Here is a 20,280-nt window from a genome sequence, read left to right as displayed (position 1 = left end):
ATCCCCCGACTTCCCCCCCCTTTTCTCCAGCAAGCGCACATCCGTGATCGTCATGCCGCGATCCACTGCCTTGCACATATCATAAATCGTCAGCAATCCAACCTGCACCGCCGTCAGCGCTTCCATCTCCACGCCCGTCTTGCCATAGGTCTCAGCAGTAGCAGTACATGTCACGCTCGATGCCTCCGTGTCGACTTCGAAGTCGACCGCGACACGCGTCAGCGCAATCGGATGGCACAGCGGGATCAGGTCGCTGGTGCGCTTGGATCCCATGATTGCGGCAAGGCGCGCAATACCAAGGACATCGCCCTTTTTTGCTGTTCCGGAGGTAATGAGCGCAATGGTTTCCGGCTTCACGCGGATCGTACCGGTTGCCACTGCAATCCGGTGGGTTTCGTCCTTCGTGCCGACGTCGACCATGTGCGCCTGTCCCGACGCGTCGAAATGCGTCAAGCCTTGTTGTCCTGCGGCGGCGCCGCTTTCTTTCTTTGCATTCATTGGTGGGAAGAGGAACTGCCTTGATGGTTTGAAGGGTCGCGGTATCATAGCACCGTGAAATCGAAAACGTCCCTTTCCCGAACCGGCGCGGCGCGCAAGCTCCTGTGCTCGGCGGTCATCGCCACGGCCTGCGCTTTGCCCTCGTCCCCGGTCTCGTTTGCCCAGACCCTCCCCAACCTTGGCGACACCGAACGCGCTGAACTCTCGCCACTAGTTGAACGAAAGCTCGGCGAGCAGATCATGCGCGACATCCGGCGTGACCGGGATTACCTCGACGATGCGCCGACCACCGAATACCTGAACAGTTTCGGCAACAGCCTGCTGGCGGTCCGGCCGGAAGCACGCGGGGAGGCGGGTTACGACTATTTCTTTTTCGCCGTGCGCGATTCCATGCTGAACGCCTTTGCGTTGCCAGGCGGATTCATCGGCGTTCACTCCGCGCTCATGTTGGCGGCGCAGAATGAATCGGAACTCGCCTCAGTGCTGGCACACGAAATCGGCCACGTTGCCCAGCGGCATATCGCCAGGATGATCGGCCAGCAGCGGCAGGATTCGCTGATCCCGCTGGCGGCTGCGGTGCTGGCGGCGTTGGCGGCGCGGGGCAGTCCGGATACATCAGCGGCGCTGCTGATGGGCGGGCAGGGCGTGGCCATCCAGCGGCAACTCAATTTCAGCAGGGATGCCGAACGCGAGGCCGACCGTATCGGGTTGCAGATCCTGCGCGACGCGGGTTTTGACACGTCGGGCATGATTGCCTTCTTCGGGCGCATGCAGGCCGCTACCCGCGGCTATACCGATGCGGCGCCGGCCTATCTCCGCTCACACCCGCTGACCACGGAGCGAATTGCAGACATCCAGGCACGTACCCGCGACCAACGTTACCGACAGCGTGCCGACAGCCTCGACTTCCATCTTGTCCGCGCGCGGCTGCGCGTGCTGCAGGATACGACCGCGCAGGGACTTCGTGACGCAGCCGTCGCTTTCGATACTCAGATGCAGCAAAAAACGCGGCCCCAGATCGTCGCCGCGCTCTACGGCAAGGCATTCATCGCGTTGCGCCAGGGGGCGTACAGCCGGGCGCAAGCGCTGCTTCAGGAATCGATCACCGCGCAGGGGCCGGGGGCTCCTGCGCAAGGCATAGCGATGACCAGCATGGCAATCGACATCAAGCTCGCAGCCGGGCAGGCGGAAGAGGCATTGAAGGAAGCCGAAGCAGCGCGCCAGAAGTTTCCGGTTTCGCGCGGCATCGCCCGCCAGTACGCGGATGCATTGATCGCCTCGGGAAAACTTGATGCCGCAGTGGCCTACCTGCGCGACCAGGCACAGCTCTATCGCCAGGAACCCAAATTGCACGAGCAACTTGCGAAGGCCTACGCGGAACAAGGCAAGCAAGCGCTCCAGCACCTCTCGCTGGCGGAAGCGTATGCATTGCAAGGCAGCGTGCCGGCGGCGATCCAGCAACTCGGGATTGCACGCAGCGCACCGGACGCATCGTTCTACGACCAGGCGATGATCGATGCGCGCGAACGCGAATTCAAGGCGCGCTGGATGGAAGAAATGAAGGACGGCCAGCGCGAACGCTGAGGTCTTATGCAGCGTCGGGTTGTGGCTGCGGTGTGAAGCCGAAGCGCTGCGCGATGTCGCCTTCCAGCCGCGCGACAGGATGGTGCTTGCCGCCAAACTCGAGTGTCACCTTCGCTTCGTCCGATGGTTCGCCGAGCCAGGCAAGCAGCCTTTCATCGTCCGCCGGCATGCCATTGATATGCAGGTGCACCAGGCATTGCGCCATGTCACGGTCGTCAAGCTGGGCCAGCCGGCCACCGCTTTGCAGCAGCAACAGGCCGTTCTCCGTCATCCACACCGCATCGATCGATTCCACCGCGTCCCCGGTATGCAGGATGAGGCCGTGTACCGGATCGGTGCGCGCGATGAAAGGCGTCGCTTCAAGGTTGATGTACACCCGTTGCGGACCATTCTGGAAATACCAGCGGCCCTTGTCGTCACAGAGGTAATTGCGGTTGATGAAACCGAGCAGCGCGGGGTTGCCGATACGGTCCCCGGCCAGCTTCAACGCCTGCGCGCGTTCGTCGCGCATGCGCCAGTTTCCGCGCGCATCCAGCGCCAGCCAGCCGTAGCAGTGCGGCACGTTGGGCCATTTGGCCATTGCCTGTTTGACGATCTCATCCATCTTCAGCTCGCAGCACTTTCCAGAAAACCAATCATACGCCGGGGCAGCCAATCGAGACGGCCCGGTAGCGCGCCGTTGGCGAAGCCGACGTGTCCACCATGTTCAGGATAGTCGAGCGTCACATCCCGTGAGGCGGTCTTTGGCAGGTGCTGCGCGGGCAGGAAGGGGTCATTCCTTGCATTCAGTACGAGCGTAGGAACGGCGATGTCGTTGAGCACATGTTTCGCGCTTGCGCGATGCCAGTAGTCGTCCGTGTCGCGATACCCGTGCAGCGGCGCAGTCACCACATTGTCGAACTCGTACAGGTTGCGCGCGCCCAGCATGGTGTCGCGGTCGAAGAGTTTGGGGAATTGCTTGAGTTTCTGCAGGCACTTCGGCTTCAGCGTCTGCAGGAACATGCGGGTGTACACCATGTTGAAACCGCGTGACAGCGCAGCGCCGCCACCCGCGAGATCGAGCGGTGCCGAGACGGCGCAAGCGGCGTCGACGATGCGTGCCGCACGCTGCGACTCCCCCAGCCAGCGAAGCAGCGCATTTCCGCCCAGCGAGACGCCGGCGGCGTAGAAACGCGCGGACGGTTCGCGCTTCTTCCATGCGTCAGTGAGGTGTCGGACGATCCAGTCCACTTCCTGCGCGTCGCCGGAGTGATAGAAGCGCGGCGCCTGGTTGAGTTCGCCGGAGCATCCGCGGAAATGCGGCACCGCACCCGACCACCCGAGCGAGGCAACATGCGCCATCAGGGCGCGTGCGTAATGGCTGTCGGACGATCCCTCCAGCCCATGGAAGAGCACGACGAAAGGTTGTCCGGGCTGTCCGTCAACGAAATCTATATCGATGAAATCCGCATCCGGCGTGCGCCAGCGTTCGCGGCGGTATTGCACCTTCGGCTTGAGAATGCATTTCGCCGGAAAGATCGTCTGCAGGTGGCCGCCGGGCAGCCACGTTGGCGCTGCGTATTTCATGGACGTTCAATGCAGAAGCGCCGAGACCGACGTGGAGGCCGGCGCCTCGCCCGGAACGACCGAGGCATGGTGGGTGGCAATACGCCAGCCCTGCGGCGTTTTCATGTAGACGTTGGTGGCAAGAATGTGGATGTCCGGCTGGCGTGACATGTTGCGATGGACTTCCTCGATGATGTTGTGGATCGAGGTCATCATATTCTGCGTCACGTGCAGCTGGACCGGTCTGATTTCGACGCCGCCCTGTTCGAAGATCTGCTCCCAGGACGCGCGGATCGATGCATGCCCCACGAGGCGCGGCGCTCCCGGATGGATGCAGACGACATCTTCCTCATCCGACCAGAGCGACATGACCGCGTCGACATCGGCGCGGCTGATTGCCTCATAGAACGCGGCTTCAATTTCTTCGGGTGTTTCGAAAATCCTGTTTAGCTTGGGCATGGCAGCCGCCCATCCTTTCCGTGCAGAACGCTGTCCTGCGGTTCGCCGGACGTTGTAAAAACAGACAGTATAGAACAATGCCGGAGGCCGGAAAGCCGACGGCCCGGTTCATTCCTGAAACCGGGCCGTCGGCGGGACTGGCGTCGGGGATCAGTGACCCTTGACGACTGCTCCCGGCTTGAGCTTGTACGTCGTGCCGCAATACGGGCACTTGCCTTCGCCGTGATGGTCGAGGGCGATGAAGACGCGCGGATGCGTGGACCAGATCGGCATCTGCGGATTCGGGCAGTAGGCCGGTAGGTCGGTGCCGTCGAGTTCGACGTAACTCGTGACTTGCGTGGATTGGGTCATGACGATTTCCAGAGTGATTAAACCAGGGTGAGCCAGTGCTCGTACTGCGGCGCTTTGCCGGCAACCACGTCGAAGAACAGCGACTGCAGCTTCTCGGTGATCGGGCCGCGCTTGCCTTCGCCGATCTGGCGGTTGTCGAGTTCGCGGATGGGGGTGATCTCGGCGGCGGTGCCGGTGAAGAAGGCTTCGTCGCAGCAGTAGACTTCATCGCGCGTGATGCGCTTTTCGATGACCGGGATGCCGAGGTCGCGCGCCATCGTCAGCACCGCGTCGCGGGTGATGCCATCGAGGCAGGAGGCGAGGTCGGGCGTGTAGATCTTGCCGTTCTTGATGACGAAGACGTTTTCGCCGGAGCCTTCGGAGACATAGCCTTCGGTGTCGAGCAGCAGGGCTTCGTCGTAGCCGTCAGCCAGCGCTTCCTGGTTAGCCAGGATGGAGTTGATGTAGTAGCCGCAGGCCTTCGCGCGCACCAGCGACACGTTCACATGGTGACGGGTGAAGGACGAGGTCTTCACGCGGATGCCCTTGGCCAGGCCGTCTTCACCGAGGTAGGCGCCCCACGGCCATGCTGCGACGGCGACGTGGATGGTGTTGCCCTTGGCGGAGATACCAAGCTTCTCGGAGCCGATCCAGACCAGCGGACGCAGGTAGCAGGACTCCAGCTTGTTTTCGCGGACCACGGTGCGCTGCGCTTCGATCAGCGTCTCCAGGTCGAACGGAATCTTCATCTGGAAGATCTTGGCGGAGTTGAACAGGCGCTGCGTGTGCTCCTTCAGGCGGAAGATCGCAGTGCCCTTGTCGGTTTTGTACGCGCGCACGCCTTCGAACACGCCCATGCCGTAGTGCAGTGTGTGCGTGAGCACGTGTACCTGCGCGTCGCGCCAGTCAATCAGTTCGCCATCTTTCCAGATCTTTCCGTCGCGGTCGGCCATGGACATGTTGTGCTCTCCAAAATCGTTGCAAAACCACGATTCTAGCGCACTCCAACGGGGGTGAAAATTCATCTGTAGAATGTGGCTTCGGCATTTCTGCCTCTGTCACGACGGCGTACGCGCTGTTATCAATTGAACACGACAGCGCCACAAGCGCTGCACGGTTCCCGAACCCGAACGATGAGCAATACACAAGCAAGCACGGCGCCCGAGAACACAGCCGATCTCGAAAAGCGCGCCTATCGCGAAGGCGTCAAGGCCTGCGCGCCGACCATGCTCGGCATTGGCGCCTGGGGCATGGTGACCGGGATGGCCATGGTGAAGACCGGGCTGACCCTCTGGCAGGCGCTGGGTATGACCTTCCTGGTGTTCGCCGGTTCGGCGCAGCTGGCGTCGCTGCCGCTGATTGCCGCGAATGTGCCCGTCTGGGTGGTCTTCCTCACGGCGCTGGTTGTCAACCTGCGCTTCGTCATCTTCGCCGCCGCCATCGCGCCGCACTTTGCGCACCTGCCATGGCACAAGCGCCTGTGGCATGGCTACTTCAACGCTGACATTACGATGGCCTTGTTTCCTCGCCGCTTCCCGGCCGAGACGGTGCACAAGACCGAAGGCAAGGTCGGTTTTTTCAACGGCATCTGCTACACCAACTGGATGGCATGGCAGGGCGGTTCGATCATCGGCATCCTGCTCGGCAGTCAGATTCCTGAAAGCTGGGGCATCGGCTTCGCGGGAACGCTGGCGCTGCTCGCAATCACCATCCCGCTCACAGTCAATTCGGCGGCATTGGTTGGCGTTGTCGTGGCAAGTGTCGTCGCGGTCGCAGCGGCGTCGCTGCCGTACCGCCTGGGCTTGCTGCTCGCGGTCATTCTCGGCATGGCAGCGGCCATGGTTGCCGATATCTGGAAGGACAAGAAAGGAAAGGCATGAACGCAGCAGATACCTGGTTGACGATCGTCTTGCTGACCGTTGCGACGATCGTGACGCGATGCTCGTTCTTCCTGCTCGGACATGCGGTCAAGCTGCCGCCGAAGGTGCAGCACGCGCTCCGTTATGCGCCTGCCGCAGCACTGGCGGCGATTGTCGCGCCGGACCTGGTGATGGTGAATGGTGCGCTGCAGCTAAGCTGGATGAACCCCAAGCTGCTGGCCGGAATCGGCGCTGCGGCGTTTTTCCTGACGACGCGGCACCTGCTCGGAACCATCATTGTCGGGATGGCTCTGTACAGTTTGCTGCGCGTCATGTTGTAGCCCGAATCCGCGCCAAAACGGTTTTTGGGAGGAGTGCGGTGCGGTAAAATAGCTGGTTTCCCAATCTTTCCACTTTTTCAATTCCGTCCGACGCCATGCAATTCAATCGTCTGAGCGATCTCATCGCACGCAACCAACTCCAGGGCAAACGCGTATTCATCCGCGCCGATCTCAACGTTCCGCAGGACGACGCAGGCAACATCACTGAAGACACCCGTATCCGCGCATCCGTGCCGGCCATCCAGCAAGCACTGGAGGCGGGCGCTGCCGTCATGGTGACCTCGCACCTCGGCCGTCCGACGGAAGGCGAATTCAAGCCCGAAGACTCACTGGCGCCTATCGCCAAACGCCTGTCCGAATTGCTCGGCAAGCCTGTCGAGCTGAAGCAGAACTGGGTCGACGGCGTGGACGTCGCGCCGGGCCAGGTCGTGCTGCTCGAAAACTGCCGCGTCAACAAGGGCGAGAAGAAGAACAGTGACGAACTCGCGCAGAAGATGGCCAAGCTGTGCGACGTGTACGTGAACGACGCATTCGGCACCGCCCACCGCGCCGAAGCCACCACCCACGGCATCGCCAAGTTTGCGCCGGTCGCTTGCGCCGGTCCGCTGCTCGCGGCGGAACTGGATGCGCTCGGCAAGGCCCTCGGCCAGCCCGCCCGTCCGCTGGCGGCCATCGTGGCCGGCTCCAAGGTATCCACCAAGCTGACCATCCTCAAGTCGCTGGCCGATAAGGTCGACAACCTGATCATCGGCGGCGGCATCGCAAACACCTTCATGCTGGCTGCCGGCCTCAAGATCGGCAAGTCGCTCGCGGAAGCGGACCTGGTTGACGAAGCAAAAGCCATCATCGACATGCTGGCCAAGCGCGGCGCATCGGTGCCGATCCCGGTCGACGTCGTTTGCGCGAAGGAGTTTTCCGCCACCGCAGCCGCCACCATCAAGGATGTGAAGGACGTGGCCGACGATGACATGATCCTCGACATCGGTCCGAAGACCGCCGCCCAACTGGCGCAGCAGATCGCTCAGGCCGGTACGGTCGTCTGGAACGGTCCGGTCGGCGTGTTCGAGTTCGACCAGTTCGGCGAAGGCACCAAGACGCTGGCGATGGCGATTGCCGATTCCAAGGCATTTTCGATTGCCGGCGGCGGCGATACACTGGCAGCCATCGCGAAGTACAACATTGCCGACAAGGTCGGCTATATCTCGACCGGCGGCGGCGCCTTCCTCGAATTCCTCGAAGGCAAGACCCTGCCCGCAGTCGACATTCTCTTGCAGCGCGCGAAGTAATCCAGGCAGGCGGCGCGCGTTGCGCCGCCGCTCACCGTTCGCAGACTGCAAAGGTTTTCACATGATCAGAGCTACAAAAATCGTCGCCACCATCGGTCCCGCTTCCAGCGATCCGGAGATCCTGAAGCGCATGGTTGAAGCCGGTGTCAATGTCGTGCGCCTGAATTTCTCCCACGGCAAGGCCCAGGACCATATCGACCGCGCGGAACTGGTGCGCAAGATCGCCGCGGAATGCGGTCGAGAAGTCGCCATCATGGCCGACCTGCAGGGGCCGAAGATCCGCATCGGCAAGTTCGAAAACGGCAAGATCTTCCTTGAAAACGGCAGCAAGTTCGTGCTCGACGCCGATTGTGACCTCGGCAACCAGGCGACCGTCGGCCTCGATTACAAGGAACTGCCGCGCGACATCAAGCCTGCCGATGTGCTGCTGCTCAACGACGGTCTGATCGTGCTGGTGGTCGACAAGGTGGTCGGCAACGCGATCCACACCACCGTCAAGATCGGCGGCGAGCTGTCCAACAACAAGGGCATCAACCGCCTCGGCGGCGGCCTGTCCGCGCCGGCGCTGACGGCCAAGGACATGGAAGACATCAAGACTGCGATGAGCTTCAAGACGGATTACATCGCCGTGTCCTTCCCGAAGAGCGCGACCGACATGATCATGGCGCGCCAGCTGGCCAACATCGCCGGCGAATCGACCCGCCACAAGCCGCAGATGATCGCCAAAATCGAACGCGCCGAAGCGATTCCCGCACTGCAGGAGATCCTCGACGCTTCCGACGGCATCATGGTGGCGCGCGGCGATCTCGCCGTGGAAGTCGGCAATGCCGCAGTGCCCGCGCTGCAAAAGCGCATGATCAAGATGGCGCGTGCATCGAACAAGCTGGCGATTACGGCCACGCAGATGATGGAGTCGATGATCGTTAACGCGGTGCCGACGCGCGCCGAAGTGAGCGACGTCGCGAATGCAGTGCTGGACGGCACCGATGCAGTGATGACCTCGGCCGAAACCGCCTCCGGCAAGTATCCGGTCGAGACCGTCGAAGCAATGGCGGCAATCTGCCTCGAAGCCGAGAAATCCGACGTCATCAAGCTGGACGCCGACTTCCTGAACGCCACGTTCACCCGTATCGACCAGTCGATCGCCTACGGTGCGCTGTTCACCGCCTATCACCTGCGCGTGAAGGCGATTGCGGCACTGACCGAGTCCGGCTCCACCGCGCTCTGGATGAGCCGCCACAACATCGACATTCCCATCTTCGCGCTCACGCCCGTGCTCGGCACGCAGCGCAAGGCGGCCTTGTACCGGAACGTCACGACCTTTGAACTCGCGCATTCCAGCGACCGCGAAGCGGTGCTGAAAGAGGCGCAGGATTTGCTCCTTGCCAAAGGAGTGGTGCAGAAAGGTGACATGATTGTCGTCACCTGGGGCGAACCGATGGGCCAGGTAGGCGGCACCAACGCCCTGAAGATCATGAAGATCGGCGAATACTAATTTCATTGTTTGGAGAATTACCATGCCTCTCGTATCCATGCGTCAACTGCTCGACCACGCTGCTGAAAACGGTTACGGCCTGCCGGCGTTCAACGTCAACAACCTGGAACAGGTCACCGCCATCATGCAGGCGGCCGACGAAGTCAATTCCCCGGTCATCATGCAAGCCTCCGCAGGTGCGCGCAAATACGCCGGCGAAGCCTTCCTGCGCCACCTGATCGAAGCCGCTGTCGAAGCCTATCCGCACATCCCGGTCGTCATGCACCAGGACCACGGCCAGTCGCCGGCAGTCTGCATGGCCGCGATCAAGTCCGGCTTCACCTCGGTCATGATGGACGGCTCGCTGATGGAAGACGGCAAGTCCGTCGCCAGCTACGAATACAACGTCGAAGTGTCGCGCAAGGTGGTCGAGTTTTCGCACTCGATCGGCGTCACCGTCGAAGCTGAACTGGGCGTGCTCGGCTCGCTCGAAACCATGAAGGGCGACAAGGAAGACGGCCACGGCGCGGAAGGCACCATGACCCGCGAACAGCTGCTGACCGACGTCAACCAGGCTGCCGACTTCGTCAAGCAGACCCAGTGCGACGCACTCGCGATCGCCATCGGCACCTCCCACGGCGCCTACAAGTTCTCCCGCAAGCCGACGGGCGACATCCTGGCGATCCAGCGCATCAAGGAAATCCACGCACGCATCCCCAACACCCACCTCGTGATGCACGGTTCCTCGTCCGTGCCGCAGGAACTGCTGGCCGAGATCCGTGAATTCGGCGGCGACATGAAGGAAACCTATGGCGTGCCGGTCGAGGAAATCCAGGAAGGCATCAAGCACGGCGTGCGCAAGATCAACATCGACACCGACATCCGCCTGGCGATGACCGGTGCGATCCGCCGCTTCTTCGTCGAAAACCCGTCCAAGTTCGACCCGCGCGAATACCTGAAGCCGGCACGCGAAGCCGCGAAGCTGGTCTGCAAGGCACGCTTCCTCGCTTTCGGTTGCGAAGGCCAGGCCGGCAAGATCAAGCCGATCACCCTCGAGAAGATGGCCGAAAAGTACAAGAAGGGTGAACTCGCCCAGATCGTGCAGTAAAATCCAGCTTCGGAAACAAACAACCGGCGGCGTGTTCGGCACCCGCCGGTTTAGCTTTTTTGGAAACCCCCATGAACAGCCTCTACCAGTCCACCATCAAGTCCCTTCCGCTGCTCGGCCGCGGCAAAGTGCGTGACAACTACGCTGTCGGCGACGACAAGATCCTCATCGTGACCACCGACCGCCTGTCCGCGTTCGACGTCGTGATGAACGAACCGATCCCCGGCAAGGGCAAGGTGCTGAACCAGATGTCCGATTTCTGGTTCTCGAAGCTGGGCGATATCGTCCCCAATCACCTGACCGGCGTCGCGCCGGAATCCGTGGTGGCGCCGGACGAGGTGGAGCAGGTACGAGGCCGCGCCGTGGTCGCCAAGCGCCTGAAACCGATCCTGGTCGAGGCGGTCGTGCGCGGCTACATCATCGGTTCCGGCTGGAAGGATTACCAGGCGACCGGCACCATCTGCGGCATCGAGCTGCCGAAGGGCCTGCGCCAGGCAGACAAGCTGGCGACGCCGATCTTCACGCCGGCCGCCAAGGCCGACCTGGGGGAGCATGACGAAAACATCAGCTTTGCCGAAATGGAGAACCGCATCGGCAAGGAGCTGGCCGCAAAAATGCGCGACATCAGCATCAAGCTGTACCAGACCGCAGCCGACTACGCTGCGACCAAGGGCATCATCATCGCCGACACCAAGTTCGAATTCGGCCTCGACGAGAACGGCACGCTGCACCTGATGGATGAAGTGCTGACCGCCGACTCCTCGCGCTTCTGGCCGGCGGATTCCTATGCGCCGGACATGTCGCCGCCATCCTTCGACAAGCAGTTCGTGCGCGATTACCTGGAAACGCTGAAGGACTGGAAAAAGACGCCGCCCGCACCGGCCCTGCCTGCCGATGTCATCGAGAAGACCGGCGCTAAGTACCGCGAAGCGCTCGAGCGCCTGACCGGCGAAAAGCTGAAGGACTGACATGAGCGCACAGAACGAGAAGCCGCTGGTCGGCGTCATCATGGGTTCCTCGTCCGACTGGGACGTGATGCAGAATGCGGTGACGATGCTGAAGGAGTTCGGCATTCCCTATGAAGCGAAGGTCGTTTCCGCGCACCGCATGCCGGACCAGATGTTCGAGTACGCAGAGACTGCGCGCGAACGCGGCCTGCGCGCCATCATCGCCGGCGCCGGCGGTGCGGCCCACCTTCCGGGCATGGTCGCCGCGAAGACCATCGTTCCGGTGCTCGGCGTGCCGGTGCCGTCCAAGTACCTGCGCGGCGAAGACTCGCTGCTGTCGATCGTGCAGATGCCGAAGGGCATCCCGGTGTCGACCTTCTCCATCGGCGAAGCCGGCGCCGCCAACGCCGCGCTGACCGCCGTTGCGATCCTCGCCACCACCGATGACAAACTGGCTGCCAAACTGCAGGAATTCCGCGAGAAGCAGACGCAGGCCGCCTTTGCAATGACGCTGCCGGCATGAGCGACAAGTTTCAATCCTTCGTGCCGTCCGCAACGCCCGCTACCTGGCTCGGTGTGATGGGCGGTGGCCAGCTGGGCCGCATGTTCGTGCATGCGGCGCAGATGATGGGTTTCAAGGTCGCGGTGCTTGAACCCGCGCGCGATTGCCCCGCGGGCCATGCGGCCGACCACCTGATTTGCGCGAAGTACGATGACGAAGCTGCGCTCGCGGAACTCGCGTTGAAGTGTGCAGCCGTCACCACCGAATTCGAAAACGTTCCGGCGCAGAGCCTGGCTTTCCTCGCCGAGCGCACCTTTGTCGCGCCGGGCGCGGCATGCGTCTCCGTGGCGCAGGACCGCCTCGAGGAAAAGCGTTTCTTTACCGGATGCGCACCCACTTCCGGCGTGCTGCCCGCGCCCTACAAGGCCATTCTCGGCAACGACGACATCGACGCCATTCCCGACGCGCTGTTCCCCGGCATCCTGAAGACAGTGCGCATGGGTTACGACGGCAAGGGACAGGTGCGCGTGAAGTCAAAGGACGACGTGCGCAACGCCTTCGCCGGCATGGGCGGTGTCGCCTGCGTGCTCGAAAAGATGCTGCCGCTGGCCTATGAGGTTTCCGTGCTGACCGCACGTGGCGCGGACGGCGAATCGGTGGTGTATCCGATCGCGGAGAACGTGCACCGCGATGGCATTTTGTTCACCACGACCGTCCCCGGTCCGAACGTCTGCGCCGAAACGGCAGCCAAGGCACAGGCCGCGGCGCTGTCCATCATTGCGCAACTCGGTTACGTCGGCGTACTGTGTATCGAATTCTTCGTACTGCAGGACGGCTCGCTGGTCGTCAATGAGATGGCGCCGCGTCCGCACAACAGCGGCCACTACACCATCGATGCCTGCGTCACCAGCCAGTTCGCGCAGCAGGCCCGCGCGATGGCACGCCTGCCGCTCGGCGACGTGCGCCAGCATTCGCCGGCGGTGATGTTGAACATCCTCGGCGATGTCTGGTTCGAAGGCGACAGCGATACACCGCGTGAACCGGCGTGGGACAAGATCCTCGCCTTGCCCGGCGCGAACCTGCATCTCTACGGCAAGGACGACCCGCGCCGCGGACGCAAGATGGGCCACATCACCTTCGTCGACCCGACGCTGGAACTGGCGCAGCAAAATCTTCGTGCCGCCTGCGGCATCCTCGGCATTCCGTTCTGATCATGTCGCAGCAGCCACTGGACATGCCGGCCATCAAGGCGGCGGCGCGCAAGCTGGAACAGGGCGAACTCGTCGCCCTGCCGACCGAGACCGTCTACGGCCTCGGTGCCGATGCGGAGAATCCGCAAGCCGTGGCGAAGATCTACGAAGCGAAGGGCCGGCCGTCCAACCATCCGGTCATCGTCCATCTGGCGCCGGGCGCTGACGTCGGCTACTGGGCAACGGACATTCCTGCCGAAGCGTACAAACTGATCGATGCCTTCTGGCCGGGGCCGCTGACCCTGATCCTCAAGCGTGCGCCGCACATTCCCGATGCCGTTTCCGGCGGCCAGGATTCGGTGGGCCTGCGTTGCCCCTCGCATCCGGTTGCGCAGGCGCTGCTGCGCGAATTCAAGGGCGGGAAGGGCGGCGTCGCCGCGCCTTCGGCTAACCGATTCGGCCACGTCAGTCCCACCACCGCGCAGCATGTGCGCGATGAATTCGGCACCGGCGCGGGCAGTCCGCTGGCATGCATCCTCGAAGGCGGACAGAGCGAAGTCGGGATCGAATCGACGATCGTCGACCTCAGCCGCATGGCCACGCACGGACCCGTGCTGTTACGACCGGGGCATATCAGCGCTGCTCAGATCGAGCAGGCAATCGGCATGCTGCCGTGCGCCCCGGATGCCGCCGCACCACGAGCGTCGGGTACGCTTGAAGCGCATTACGCGCCGCGCACGCCGGTGGCCCTAGTGCAGCCGGCAGAACTGGCGAATACAATCGACCGGCTCACCGCTGTCGGCCGCAGCTTTGCGCTCATCCGGCGTACACACGCTGCTGATGCATCAGCCTTGGAGCAGCAGCTGATGCCGGTTGACCCGGAAGGCTATGCGTACGGCCTCTACGCTGCACTACGCGCAATGGACGGTGCAAGCGCCGACGTCATCCTCGTCGAAGCCCTTCCGGCAGAAGACGCATGGCAAGGCATCAACGACCGCCTGCGCCGCGCCGCGCACGACTCGCAAGGCATCCTCTCCCGTCTCCTCGCCTAGAGCTAACGCTCTAAAGTTGCCCTCTGGATTGCAGGGTGATCATCTAGGCGTCCAGCCCGCATCGATGACATACTAGCCATGGAAAGGCACACTCGTTCGCTTTTCTTTCCAATGGAAAATATTTGATAACAGGAGACCAGATGCGCCATACCTATTTCGCAGCGGCGCTGCTATCAGCCGCCGTCCTGGCCGGCTGCGGCGGCAACGATACGCCCCAATTCAGCAACCTCGTTTCCTTTGGCGACAGCCTGAGCGACGTCGGCACCTATGCGGTCGGTTCGGTGAAGGCACTTGGCGGCGGTAAATACACCGTCAATGATCCATCCGCCAGGAACTGGATCGAACTGATGGCGACCAGGCTGAATGTCGCCGCACCGTGTCCGGTACAAACCGGCCTTGACGGCGATCCTGCCCAGGGCTTTTCCGTGCCGGTGACCACCTTCACCAATTGCACCGCGTACGCCCAGGGCGGCGCGCGCGTAACCAATCCGGTCGGCCCGGGCAACAAGGCGCTGGGCGGTACCAATGCAATTCTCGGCCAGCTCACCGTGCCGGTCGCAACGCAGATCCAGAATCACCTCAACACCAGGGGCGGCACGTTTGCCGGCAATGAAATCGTGTTCGTCATGGCCGGTGCCAACGATGTGTTCATCAACCTCGCTACGGTCGGCGCAGGTGGCAGCCCCACTGCCGCAGTCACGGCGATGGGTACGGCCGGTGCAGAGTTGGGCGGTTATGTGAAGAACCTCGTGCTCGGCAAGGGCGCAAGGCATGTGGTCGTGGTGAACGTGCCGGATGTGAGCAAGACGCCGTTCGCGCTGGCACAGAGCGCGGACATACAGTCGCTGCTCAGCACCATGGTCACTACTTTCAATGCACAGTTGCAGCAGGGTCTGGCCGGCACCGATGTGCTGCTGGTAGATGCCTATACCGTCGGACGCGAACAAAGCGCCAACCCGTCGAAGTACGGGCTGACGAATGTCACGTCGCCTGCATGCGACCTGACGCCTGCGAAGAATCCGCTCGGCTCCTCGCTTGTCTGCACCAAGGCGAACCTGGCGGCTGGCGCCACGGATACCTTCCTGTACGCCGACACCGTGCATCCGACGCCACTCGGCTATAAGCTGATCGCAGATCTGGTCACGGACGAAATGCGCAAGCGCGGCTGGCTCTGACCAAGAAAAGGAAACCCCGTCCGTTGCAGCTGCAGCGGACGGGGTTTGTTTTTGTGGAAGCCGGATTTACTGGAACGCCTGGATGCCGGTCTGCGCACGTCCAAGTATCAGCGCGTGGATGTCGTGCGTGCCTTCATAGGTGTTGACCACCTCCAGGTTCACCATGTGCCGGATGATGCCGAATTCATCGGAAATCCCGTTCCCACCCAGCATGTCGCGCGCCACGCGGGCGATATCGAGCGCCTTGCCGCAGGAATTGCGCTTCATGATGGACGTGATTTCCGGCGAGGCAGTCCCTTCATCCTTCATGCGTCCGAGGCGCAGACAGCCCTGCAGGCCGAGCGTGATCTCGGTCTGCATGTCGGCCAGCTTTTTCTGGATCAGCTGGTTGGCTGCCAGCGGCTTGCCGAACTGCTTGCGGTCGAGCACGTATTGACGTGCGCGGTGCCAGCAATCTTCCGCCGCGCCCAGCGCGCCCCAGGCGATGCCGTAGCGTGCGGAGTTCAGGCAGGTGAACGGACCCTTCAGGCCGCGCACTTCCGGGAAGGCATTCTCGTCCGGGCAGAACACTTCATCCATCACGATCTCGCCGGTGATCGACGCGCGCAAGCCGACCTTGCCGTGGATCGCTGGTGCGGACAAACCCTTCATGCCCTTGTCGAGGATGAAGCCGCGGATGTCGCCCGCATCGTCCTTCGCCCACACGACGAATACATCAGCGATCGGAGAATTGGAAATCCACATCTTGGCGCCCGACAGGCTGTATCCGCCGGCCACCTTTTTCGCGCGCGTGACCATCGAGCCCGGATCGGAACCATGGTTCGGCTCGGTCAGGCCGAAGCAGCCGATCCATTCGCCCTTCGCCAGCTTCGGCAGGTATTTCTGCTTTTGCGCTTCGGTGCCGAATTCGAAAATCGGCACCATCACCAGCGAAGACTGCACACTCATCATCGAGCGGTAGCCGGAGTCGACGCGCTCCACTTCGCGCGCGATCAGGCCATAGCTGACGTAATTGAGGCCGGGGCCGCCGTACTGTTCGGGAATGGTCGGGCCGAGCAGGCCGAGTTCGCCCATCTCGCGGAAGATCGCGGGGTCGGTCTTCTCGTGGCGGAAGGCTTCGAGGATGCGCGGCTGCAGCTTGTCCTGGCAGTAGGCGTGCGCGGCGTCGCGCACCATGCGCTCGTCATCGGTGAGCTGCTGGTCGAGCAGCAATGGGTCGTCCCATTGGAATTGCGCTTTCGATTTGCTCATGTCGTGTCCCTTGTTGTTACTTGGCGGGGGTAGTGGCTGAAAATTTTCCGTTGTGGAAGACCAGTGCCGGTTGCGGCGTGACGTCACAACGCTCGACTTCACCGACGAAGATCACATGGTCACCTTCGGGATAGCGGCTGCGGTTATGGCATTCGAACCAGGCAGCCACGCCTTTCAGGATCGGCAGGCCAGTATGCGACAGTTCGAACTCCACGCCTTCGAAACGGTTCTCGATGCGTTTGGCGAAGCGCTCTGCCAGCGCGGCCTGCTTGCCTGACAGGATATTGATCACGTAATGCGAATTGCCGGTGAAGACTGGCAGGCTGTTTGCCTTTTGCGCCAGGCTCCACAATACCAGGGGCGGATCGAGCGATACGGAGTTGAATGAACTGGCGGTGAGACCGAGGAACGTGCCGTCAGGCAGGCGCGTGGTGATGATCGTCACGCCGGTGGCGAACTGTGACAGGGCATCTCGGAATTGCCGGGAGTCGAACTCGGGCGGTCCGGCGCTGGAGGATTGAAGTGACATCTGTATTCCGGGTAGTTTCAGCCATTATGCCGAAAAACCTGCCTTGACGAGAAACAAGGACGCGCACCTTATTTGCGACGCACCACGCGCGACGGCACCGCTTTGTCGCGCAGCATGGCCTGGAAGCTCTTCGGCATCCACGGACGGGCGGCAAGCAGGATGCTGACAGCGTACCGGTCTTCGAAGGACAGGCGGGCGTCTTCCTGGTGTTGCAATGCGAATTCGCGCGCCACCTGTTTCAAGCGCTCGAGCAGCGCCGCAGTGGACTTCTTCGATAGCATGACATTCACGAGCCGCAGCAGTTCATGGTCGCCGTTGAACTGCGAATCGAGGTAATCGCCGTATGCCTGTTCGCGGAAATGCGCCTGGATAGGACCGTCCGGAATCCAGCGGAAGGTGCGCGAAATCAGCAGCCTGACCCGGTTGTTCGGCAGCAGCTCGATGATGCCGATCTTGTCGAGTCGGACCAGGCACTTTACCACCTCGGCTTCGGTCATCCGGTAGACCTGGACGATCTGCTGCAGCGTCAGCTGGTTCAGCACCGAGACGGCGACGATGAACAGTTTGGTGTCGCCGATGATTTCCTTTTCCTGCGCATGGCTGAGTTCGGAGATCAGGCGCGATTCGTCGTGTCCCGCGAAGGCGATGTCGCGGAAGTCGATCTGCGTCGCGGCGAGGATTTCATCGAGCCGCTGCAGCGTGAAATTCTTCTGCGAGAACATGCGCTTGACGCTCGCCTCTGACATATTGATGCGGGCCGCGAGGTCGGCATAGGTAATGCCGCGCGCCTTCAGCTCGCGCTTGAGGGAATCCACCAATGAGCTTGCTTGCAGCATGGTTTTCATGAATGGCAACAGGTGGCGAAAATGATACACCAGCGGTATCGCACGCCCGCCGCGGGTTCGCTGCGAAGCTGCAAGAAAATAGTTGATGCTCATCAACGTGCCAACATAGGCATTGCGTGTTCTTTGCGCTAAAGTCAATACATCAACACATGGAGTGGATCATGGCGTCGGAAATCGCAACACTGGGCGGCGGGTGCTTCTGGTGTCTGGAAGCGGTGTATCAGGAGCTCAAGGGAATCCTGCACGTGGAGAACGGCTATGCCGGCGGCCAAGTGCCCAATCCGAGCTATGAACAGGTCTGCAACGGCAATACCGGCCATGCGGAAGTCGTGCGCATCGAATTCGATCCGGCGGTCGTGAGCTACCGTGAAATCCTCGAAATCTTCTTCACCATCCACGACCCGACGACACCCAATCGCCAGGGAAACGATGTCGGCACGCAGTACCGGTCGGTGATCTACTACCACTCGCCCGAGCAGCACGAGATTGCGCGCCAGGTGATCGCCTGCATGGCTGCTGTCTGGGATGCGCCCATCGTCACCGAACTCGCGCCGGTGCCGGACTACTACAAGGCCGAGGATTACCACCAGGATTACTTCAGGCAGCATCCGATGCAGGGCTACTGCGCCTTTGTCGTGGCGCCGAAGGTCGCGAAATTCCGCAAGGTGTTTGCCGACAAGGCCAGGGCAGAGGCGTGAGGATGAGCACGGTATTCGAGAAGATCATCAACGGCGAGATTCCGAGCGCGAAGGTGTACGAAGACGAATATGTGTTCGCCTTCATGGACGCCGGGCAGGTCAATCCCGGCCACGTGCTGGTGGCGACGCGCAAGCCCTATGTCACGCTGATGGATGCCGACGAGGAATCGGCGGCGGCCATGATGCGCGCTGCGCATCATATTGCTAGGGCGGTGCAGGCGGCCTTCGAGCCCGACGGCATCACCATCCTGCAGGCCAACCGCCCTGCGGGCTGGCAAACCGTGCCGCACCTGCACCTGCATGTGCTGCCGCGTTACGACAACGACGGCGTCGACCTGACGTGGCCGCGCAAGGAGCCCGGCATGGACAAGCTGCGCGAATACGCCGCCAGGATTCAGTTGTAGATATACCGGCGTGACCACGGCAGCGTGGACGCGTCGCGGTTCGCCTTGGTGCACACCACCTGGTAAAGCGACACCCAGTCCTGCGCGAACGCGTAGGCACATCCCGCGAGGTAGACACGCCAGATGCGGAAGCGCTTGTCATCCACCAGTCCGCGTATCCGGTCCGCCCGTTCTTCGAAGTTCTCAACCCAGATGCCGCAGGTGCGCGCATAGTGGCGGCGCAGGTTTTCCACATCGAATGCTTCCAGCCCGCCACGCTGCATCGCTGTCAGCACGGTGCCGAGATGGGCGAGTTCGCCGTGCGGGAACACATACTGCTCGATGAATTCGCCGCCGCCGAATGCGGTTTCCCCATTGTCCGGATCAGTGGTCGTGATGCCATGGTTCATCACGATGCCGTCATCGGCCAGCAGCGCGCCCAGTTTGGAAAAATATTCCGGCAAATGCCGCGCGCCGACATGTTCGAACATGCCTACACTCGTGATCCGGTCGAATTTTCCGGTGACATCGCGATAGTCTTCGAGCCGGATCTCGACGCGGTCCGCGAGGCCGGCTTCTTTCACGCGCTCCCTGGCGAGGTCATACTGGTTGCGCGACAGGGTGACGCCGACGCAGCGCGCGTCGAACTTCTGTGCAGCGCGCATGACCAGCGCGCCCCATCCGCATCCGACATCGAGCAGCGTGTGGCCGGGTTGCAGCCGGATCTTGGTGAGGATGTGGTCGATTTTCTTCAGCTGCGCGGTGCCAAGGTCTTCGTCACCCTGCTCGAAGTAGGCGCAGGAGTACACCATGTTTTCGTCCAGCCACATCCGGTAGAAGTCGTTTGACACGTCATAGTGGTAGCGGATCGCTTCTTCGTCCCGCTTGCGCGTGTGGTGGATGCTGCGCGCAATGCGGGCGAAACGGCCCTCCGGCTGCAGTGTGTTGCGGGCGAGGGCGCTGCCGACCGCGATGATTTCCCGCGCGCGGCCCTCGACTTCGATCTTGCCCTCGACATAGGCCTTGCCGAGATTGAAGAGCGACGGAGTCAGGAGATAGGTGAGTGCCGACGCATGCGGCACCCGGATGGTGACTTGCGGCGCCTGCTGGCCGAAGTCCAGCCGGCTGCCGTTCCATAGCTCAAGCCGCAGCGGCAGCGCGGTGCGGCTGCGGATGCCTTCGACCCAGCTTCCCAGTCGTTTTTCCCAGAACATGTCCACCCCT

Annotated in this window: 23 protein-coding genes; 13 read left to right on the top strand and 10 right to left on the bottom strand. The window is 62.1% G+C overall.

The window, feature by feature from the left end:
* A partial coding sequence (gene moaC, locus AYR66_RS22840) for a cyclic pyranopterin monophosphate synthase MoaC (RefSeq protein ID WP_088710012.1) occupies positions 1 to 498 on the bottom strand: 498 nt, incomplete at its 3' end.
* Positions 499 to 552: 54 nt separating this feature from the next.
* Here moaC and AYR66_RS22835 point away from each other — a divergent pair.
* Positions 553 to 2,082 carry a beta-barrel assembly-enhancing protease gene (locus AYR66_RS22835; protein WP_420093119.1) on the top strand — a complete coding sequence of 510 codons (1,530 nt, stop codon included), beginning with the start codon at positions 553 to 555 and terminating at the stop codon, positions 2,080 to 2,082.
* 4 nt (positions 2,083 to 2,086) lie between these two features.
* Here the strand turns inward: AYR66_RS22835 and AYR66_RS22830 are convergent, their stop codons facing one another.
* The 5 genes from AYR66_RS22830 to AYR66_RS22810 form a co-directional block, all read right to left on the bottom strand.
* The gene (locus AYR66_RS22830) at positions 2,087 to 2,686 is read right to left on the bottom strand and encodes a DUF2946 family protein (RefSeq protein WP_088709420.1); all 600 of its coding nucleotides are present in this window, start codon (positions 2,684 to 2,686) and stop codon (positions 2,087 to 2,089) included.
* A gap of 2 nt (positions 2,687 to 2,688) precedes the next feature.
* Positions 2,689 to 3,648 (bottom strand): YheT family hydrolase, encoded by a 960-nt coding sequence (locus tag AYR66_RS22825; protein ID WP_088709419.1) that lies wholly within the window; start codon positions 3,646 to 3,648, stop codon positions 2,689 to 2,691.
* A 6-nt stretch (positions 3,649 to 3,654) separates the two neighbouring features.
* On the bottom strand, positions 3,655 to 4,086 hold the full coding sequence (locus AYR66_RS22820) for a YybH family protein (RefSeq protein ID WP_088709418.1): 432 nt from the start codon (positions 4,084 to 4,086) through the stop codon (positions 3,655 to 3,657).
* Between the two features lie 150 nt (positions 4,087 to 4,236).
* Positions 4,237 to 4,437, bottom strand: coding sequence for a zinc-finger domain-containing protein (locus tag AYR66_RS22815; protein WP_088709417.1), 201 nt, complete (start codon positions 4,435 to 4,437; stop codon positions 4,237 to 4,239).
* Between the two features lie 17 nt (positions 4,438 to 4,454).
* Complete coding sequence (locus tag AYR66_RS22810) at positions 4,455 to 5,375, bottom strand: branched-chain amino acid transaminase (RefSeq protein ID WP_088709416.1); 921 nt, start codon at positions 5,373 to 5,375, stop codon at positions 4,455 to 4,457.
* A 174-nt stretch (positions 5,376 to 5,549) separates the two neighbouring features.
* Here AYR66_RS22810 and AYR66_RS22805 point away from each other — a divergent pair, with 174 nt between their 5' ends.
* The 10 genes from AYR66_RS22805 to AYR66_RS22760 all read left to right on the top strand — a co-directional run bounded on the left by AYR66_RS22805 (position 5,550) and on the right by AYR66_RS22760 (position 15,350).
* The gene (locus tag AYR66_RS22805; protein ID WP_088709415.1) at positions 5,550 to 6,296 is read left to right on the top strand and encodes an AzlC family ABC transporter permease; all 747 of its coding nucleotides are present in this window, start codon (positions 5,550 to 5,552) and stop codon (positions 6,294 to 6,296) included.
* Positions 6,293 to 6,616, top strand: coding sequence for an AzlD domain-containing protein (locus tag AYR66_RS22800; protein ID WP_088709414.1), 324 nt, complete (start codon positions 6,293 to 6,295; stop codon positions 6,614 to 6,616). Before AYR66_RS22805 ends, AYR66_RS22800 begins: the two co-directional genes overlap by 4 nt.
* A gap of 95 nt (positions 6,617 to 6,711) precedes the next feature.
* Complete coding sequence (locus AYR66_RS22795) at positions 6,712 to 7,902, top strand: phosphoglycerate kinase (RefSeq protein WP_088709413.1); 1,191 nt, start codon at positions 6,712 to 6,714, stop codon at positions 7,900 to 7,902.
* 61 nt (positions 7,903 to 7,963) lie between these two features.
* Positions 7,964 to 9,397 carry a pyruvate kinase gene (gene pyk / locus AYR66_RS22790; RefSeq protein WP_088709412.1) on the top strand — a complete coding sequence of 478 codons (1,434 nt, stop codon included), beginning with the start codon at positions 7,964 to 7,966 and terminating at the stop codon, positions 9,395 to 9,397.
* 22 nt (positions 9,398 to 9,419) lie between these two features.
* Positions 9,420 to 10,484, top strand: a complete 1,065-nt coding sequence (gene fba / locus AYR66_RS22785; RefSeq protein ID WP_088709411.1) for a class II fructose-bisphosphate aldolase — start codon at positions 9,420 to 9,422, stop codon at positions 10,482 to 10,484.
* 71 nt (positions 10,485 to 10,555) lie between these two features.
* Entirely contained in the window at positions 10,556 to 11,452 is an 897-nt protein-coding gene (locus AYR66_RS22780) for a phosphoribosylaminoimidazolesuccinocarboxamide synthase (RefSeq protein WP_088709410.1), read from the top strand.
* Position 11,453: 1 nt separating this feature from the next.
* Entirely contained in the window at positions 11,454 to 11,954 is a 501-nt protein-coding gene (gene purE, locus AYR66_RS22775; protein WP_088709409.1) for a 5-(carboxyamino)imidazole ribonucleotide mutase, read from the top strand.
* Entirely contained in the window at positions 11,951 to 13,144 is a 1,194-nt protein-coding gene (locus AYR66_RS22770; protein WP_088709408.1) for a 5-(carboxyamino)imidazole ribonucleotide synthase, read from the top strand. The genes purE and AYR66_RS22770 overlap by 4 nt, the downstream gene beginning before the upstream one ends.
* A gap of 2 nt (positions 13,145 to 13,146) precedes the next feature.
* Entirely contained in the window at positions 13,147 to 14,175 is a 1,029-nt protein-coding gene (locus AYR66_RS22765; RefSeq protein ID WP_088709407.1) for an L-threonylcarbamoyladenylate synthase, read from the top strand.
* Positions 14,176 to 14,315: 140 nt separating this feature from the next.
* Complete coding sequence (locus tag AYR66_RS22760) at positions 14,316 to 15,350, top strand: SGNH/GDSL hydrolase family protein (RefSeq protein WP_088709406.1); 1,035 nt, start codon at positions 14,316 to 14,318, stop codon at positions 15,348 to 15,350.
* A gap of 66 nt (positions 15,351 to 15,416) precedes the next feature.
* Here AYR66_RS22760 and AYR66_RS22755 read toward each other — a convergent pair whose 3' ends face one another.
* The 3 genes from AYR66_RS22755 to AYR66_RS22745 form a co-directional block, all read right to left on the bottom strand.
* Complete coding sequence (locus AYR66_RS22755; protein WP_088709405.1) at positions 15,417 to 16,601, bottom strand: acyl-CoA dehydrogenase; 1,185 nt, start codon at positions 16,599 to 16,601, stop codon at positions 15,417 to 15,419.
* A gap of 16 nt (positions 16,602 to 16,617) precedes the next feature.
* Positions 16,618 to 17,130 carry a flavin reductase family protein gene (locus AYR66_RS22750; RefSeq protein WP_088709404.1) on the bottom strand — a complete coding sequence of 171 codons (513 nt, stop codon included), beginning with the start codon at positions 17,128 to 17,130 and terminating at the stop codon, positions 16,618 to 16,620.
* A gap of 68 nt (positions 17,131 to 17,198) precedes the next feature.
* Entirely contained in the window at positions 17,199 to 17,966 is a 768-nt protein-coding gene (locus AYR66_RS22745) for a helix-turn-helix domain-containing protein (RefSeq protein WP_088710011.1), read from the bottom strand.
* A gap of 170 nt (positions 17,967 to 18,136) precedes the next feature.
* Between AYR66_RS22745 and msrA the strand changes: the two genes are divergently transcribed.
* Positions 18,137 to 18,673, top strand: coding sequence for a peptide-methionine (S)-S-oxide reductase MsrA (gene msrA / locus AYR66_RS22740; protein WP_088709403.1), 537 nt, complete (start codon positions 18,137 to 18,139; stop codon positions 18,671 to 18,673).
* Positions 18,674 to 18,675: 2 nt separating this feature from the next.
* Positions 18,676 to 19,077, top strand: coding sequence for an HIT family protein (locus tag AYR66_RS22735; RefSeq protein WP_088709402.1), 402 nt, complete (start codon positions 18,676 to 18,678; stop codon positions 19,075 to 19,077).
* Here AYR66_RS22735 and AYR66_RS22730 read toward each other — a convergent pair.
* Positions 19,068 to 20,270, bottom strand: coding sequence for an SAM-dependent methyltransferase (locus AYR66_RS22730; RefSeq protein WP_088709401.1), 1,203 nt, complete (start codon positions 20,268 to 20,270; stop codon positions 19,068 to 19,070). The two genes, AYR66_RS22735 and AYR66_RS22730, sit on opposite strands and share 10 nt — an antisense overlap.
* Positions 20,271 to 20,280 lie beyond the last annotated feature (10 nt).

It is taken from the genome of Noviherbaspirillum denitrificans (assembly GCF_002211445.1).
GTDB classification, from domain to species: Bacteria; Pseudomonadota; Gammaproteobacteria; order Burkholderiales; family Burkholderiaceae_D; genus Noviherbaspirillum; species Noviherbaspirillum denitrificans.
This window is presented reverse-complemented; position numbering and strand designations above follow the sequence as displayed.

Excerpts from the sequence above, each read along its gene's own strand:
- AYR66_RS22735 (WP_088709402.1), top strand. The coding sequence starts at position 18,676 with ATGAGCACGGTATTCGAGAAGATCATCAACGGCGAGATTCCGAGCGCG.
- AYR66_RS22820 (WP_088709418.1), bottom strand. The coding sequence starts at position 4,086 with ATGCCCAAGCTAAACAGGATTTTCGAAACACCCGAAGAAATTGAAGCC.
- AYR66_RS22765 (WP_088709407.1), top strand. The coding sequence starts at position 13,147 with ATGTCGCAGCAGCCACTGGACATGCCGGCCATCAAGGCGGCGGCGCGC.
- AYR66_RS22810 (WP_088709416.1), bottom strand. The coding sequence starts at position 5,375 with ATGTCCATGGCCGACCGCGACGGAAAGATCTGGAAAGATGGCGAACTG.
- AYR66_RS22760 (WP_088709406.1), top strand. The coding sequence starts at position 14,316 with ATGCGCCATACCTATTTCGCAGCGGCGCTGCTATCAGCCGCCGTCCTG.
- purE (WP_088709409.1), top strand. The coding sequence starts at position 11,454 with ATGAGCGCACAGAACGAGAAGCCGCTGGTCGGCGTCATCATGGGTTCC.
- AYR66_RS22795 (WP_088709413.1), top strand. The coding sequence starts at position 6,712 with ATGCAATTCAATCGTCTGAGCGATCTCATCGCACGCAACCAACTCCAG.
- pyk (WP_088709412.1), top strand. The coding sequence starts at position 7,964 with ATGATCAGAGCTACAAAAATCGTCGCCACCATCGGTCCCGCTTCCAGC.
- AYR66_RS22730 (WP_088709401.1), bottom strand. The coding sequence starts at position 20,270 with ATGTTCTGGGAAAAACGACTGGGAAGCTGGGTCGAAGGCATCCGCAGC.
- AYR66_RS22750 (WP_088709404.1), bottom strand. The coding sequence starts at position 17,130 with ATGTCACTTCAATCCTCCAGCGCCGGACCGCCCGAGTTCGACTCCCGG.
- AYR66_RS22815 (WP_088709417.1), bottom strand. The coding sequence starts at position 4,437 with ATGACCCAATCCACGCAAGTCACGAGTTACGTCGAACTCGACGGCACC.
- AYR66_RS22755 (WP_088709405.1), bottom strand. The coding sequence starts at position 16,601 with ATGAGCAAATCGAAAGCGCAATTCCAATGGGACGACCCATTGCTGCTC.
- AYR66_RS22805 (WP_088709415.1), top strand. The coding sequence starts at position 5,550 with ATGAGCAATACACAAGCAAGCACGGCGCCCGAGAACACAGCCGATCTC.
- AYR66_RS22780 (WP_088709410.1), top strand. The coding sequence starts at position 10,556 with ATGAACAGCCTCTACCAGTCCACCATCAAGTCCCTTCCGCTGCTCGGC.
- fba (WP_088709411.1), top strand. The coding sequence starts at position 9,420 with ATGCCTCTCGTATCCATGCGTCAACTGCTCGACCACGCTGCTGAAAAC.
- AYR66_RS22825 (WP_088709419.1), bottom strand. The coding sequence starts at position 3,648 with ATGAAATACGCAGCGCCAACGTGGCTGCCCGGCGGCCACCTGCAGACG.
- AYR66_RS22800 (WP_088709414.1), top strand. The coding sequence starts at position 6,293 with ATGAACGCAGCAGATACCTGGTTGACGATCGTCTTGCTGACCGTTGCG.
- AYR66_RS22830 (WP_088709420.1), bottom strand. The coding sequence starts at position 2,686 with ATGGATGAGATCGTCAAACAGGCAATGGCCAAATGGCCCAACGTGCCG.
- AYR66_RS22745 (WP_088710011.1), bottom strand. The coding sequence starts at position 17,966 with ATGCTGCAAGCAAGCTCATTGGTGGATTCCCTCAAGCGCGAGCTGAAG.
- msrA (WP_088709403.1), top strand. The coding sequence starts at position 18,137 with ATGGCGTCGGAAATCGCAACACTGGGCGGCGGGTGCTTCTGGTGTCTG.
- AYR66_RS22770 (WP_088709408.1), top strand. The coding sequence starts at position 11,951 with ATGAGCGACAAGTTTCAATCCTTCGTGCCGTCCGCAACGCCCGCTACC.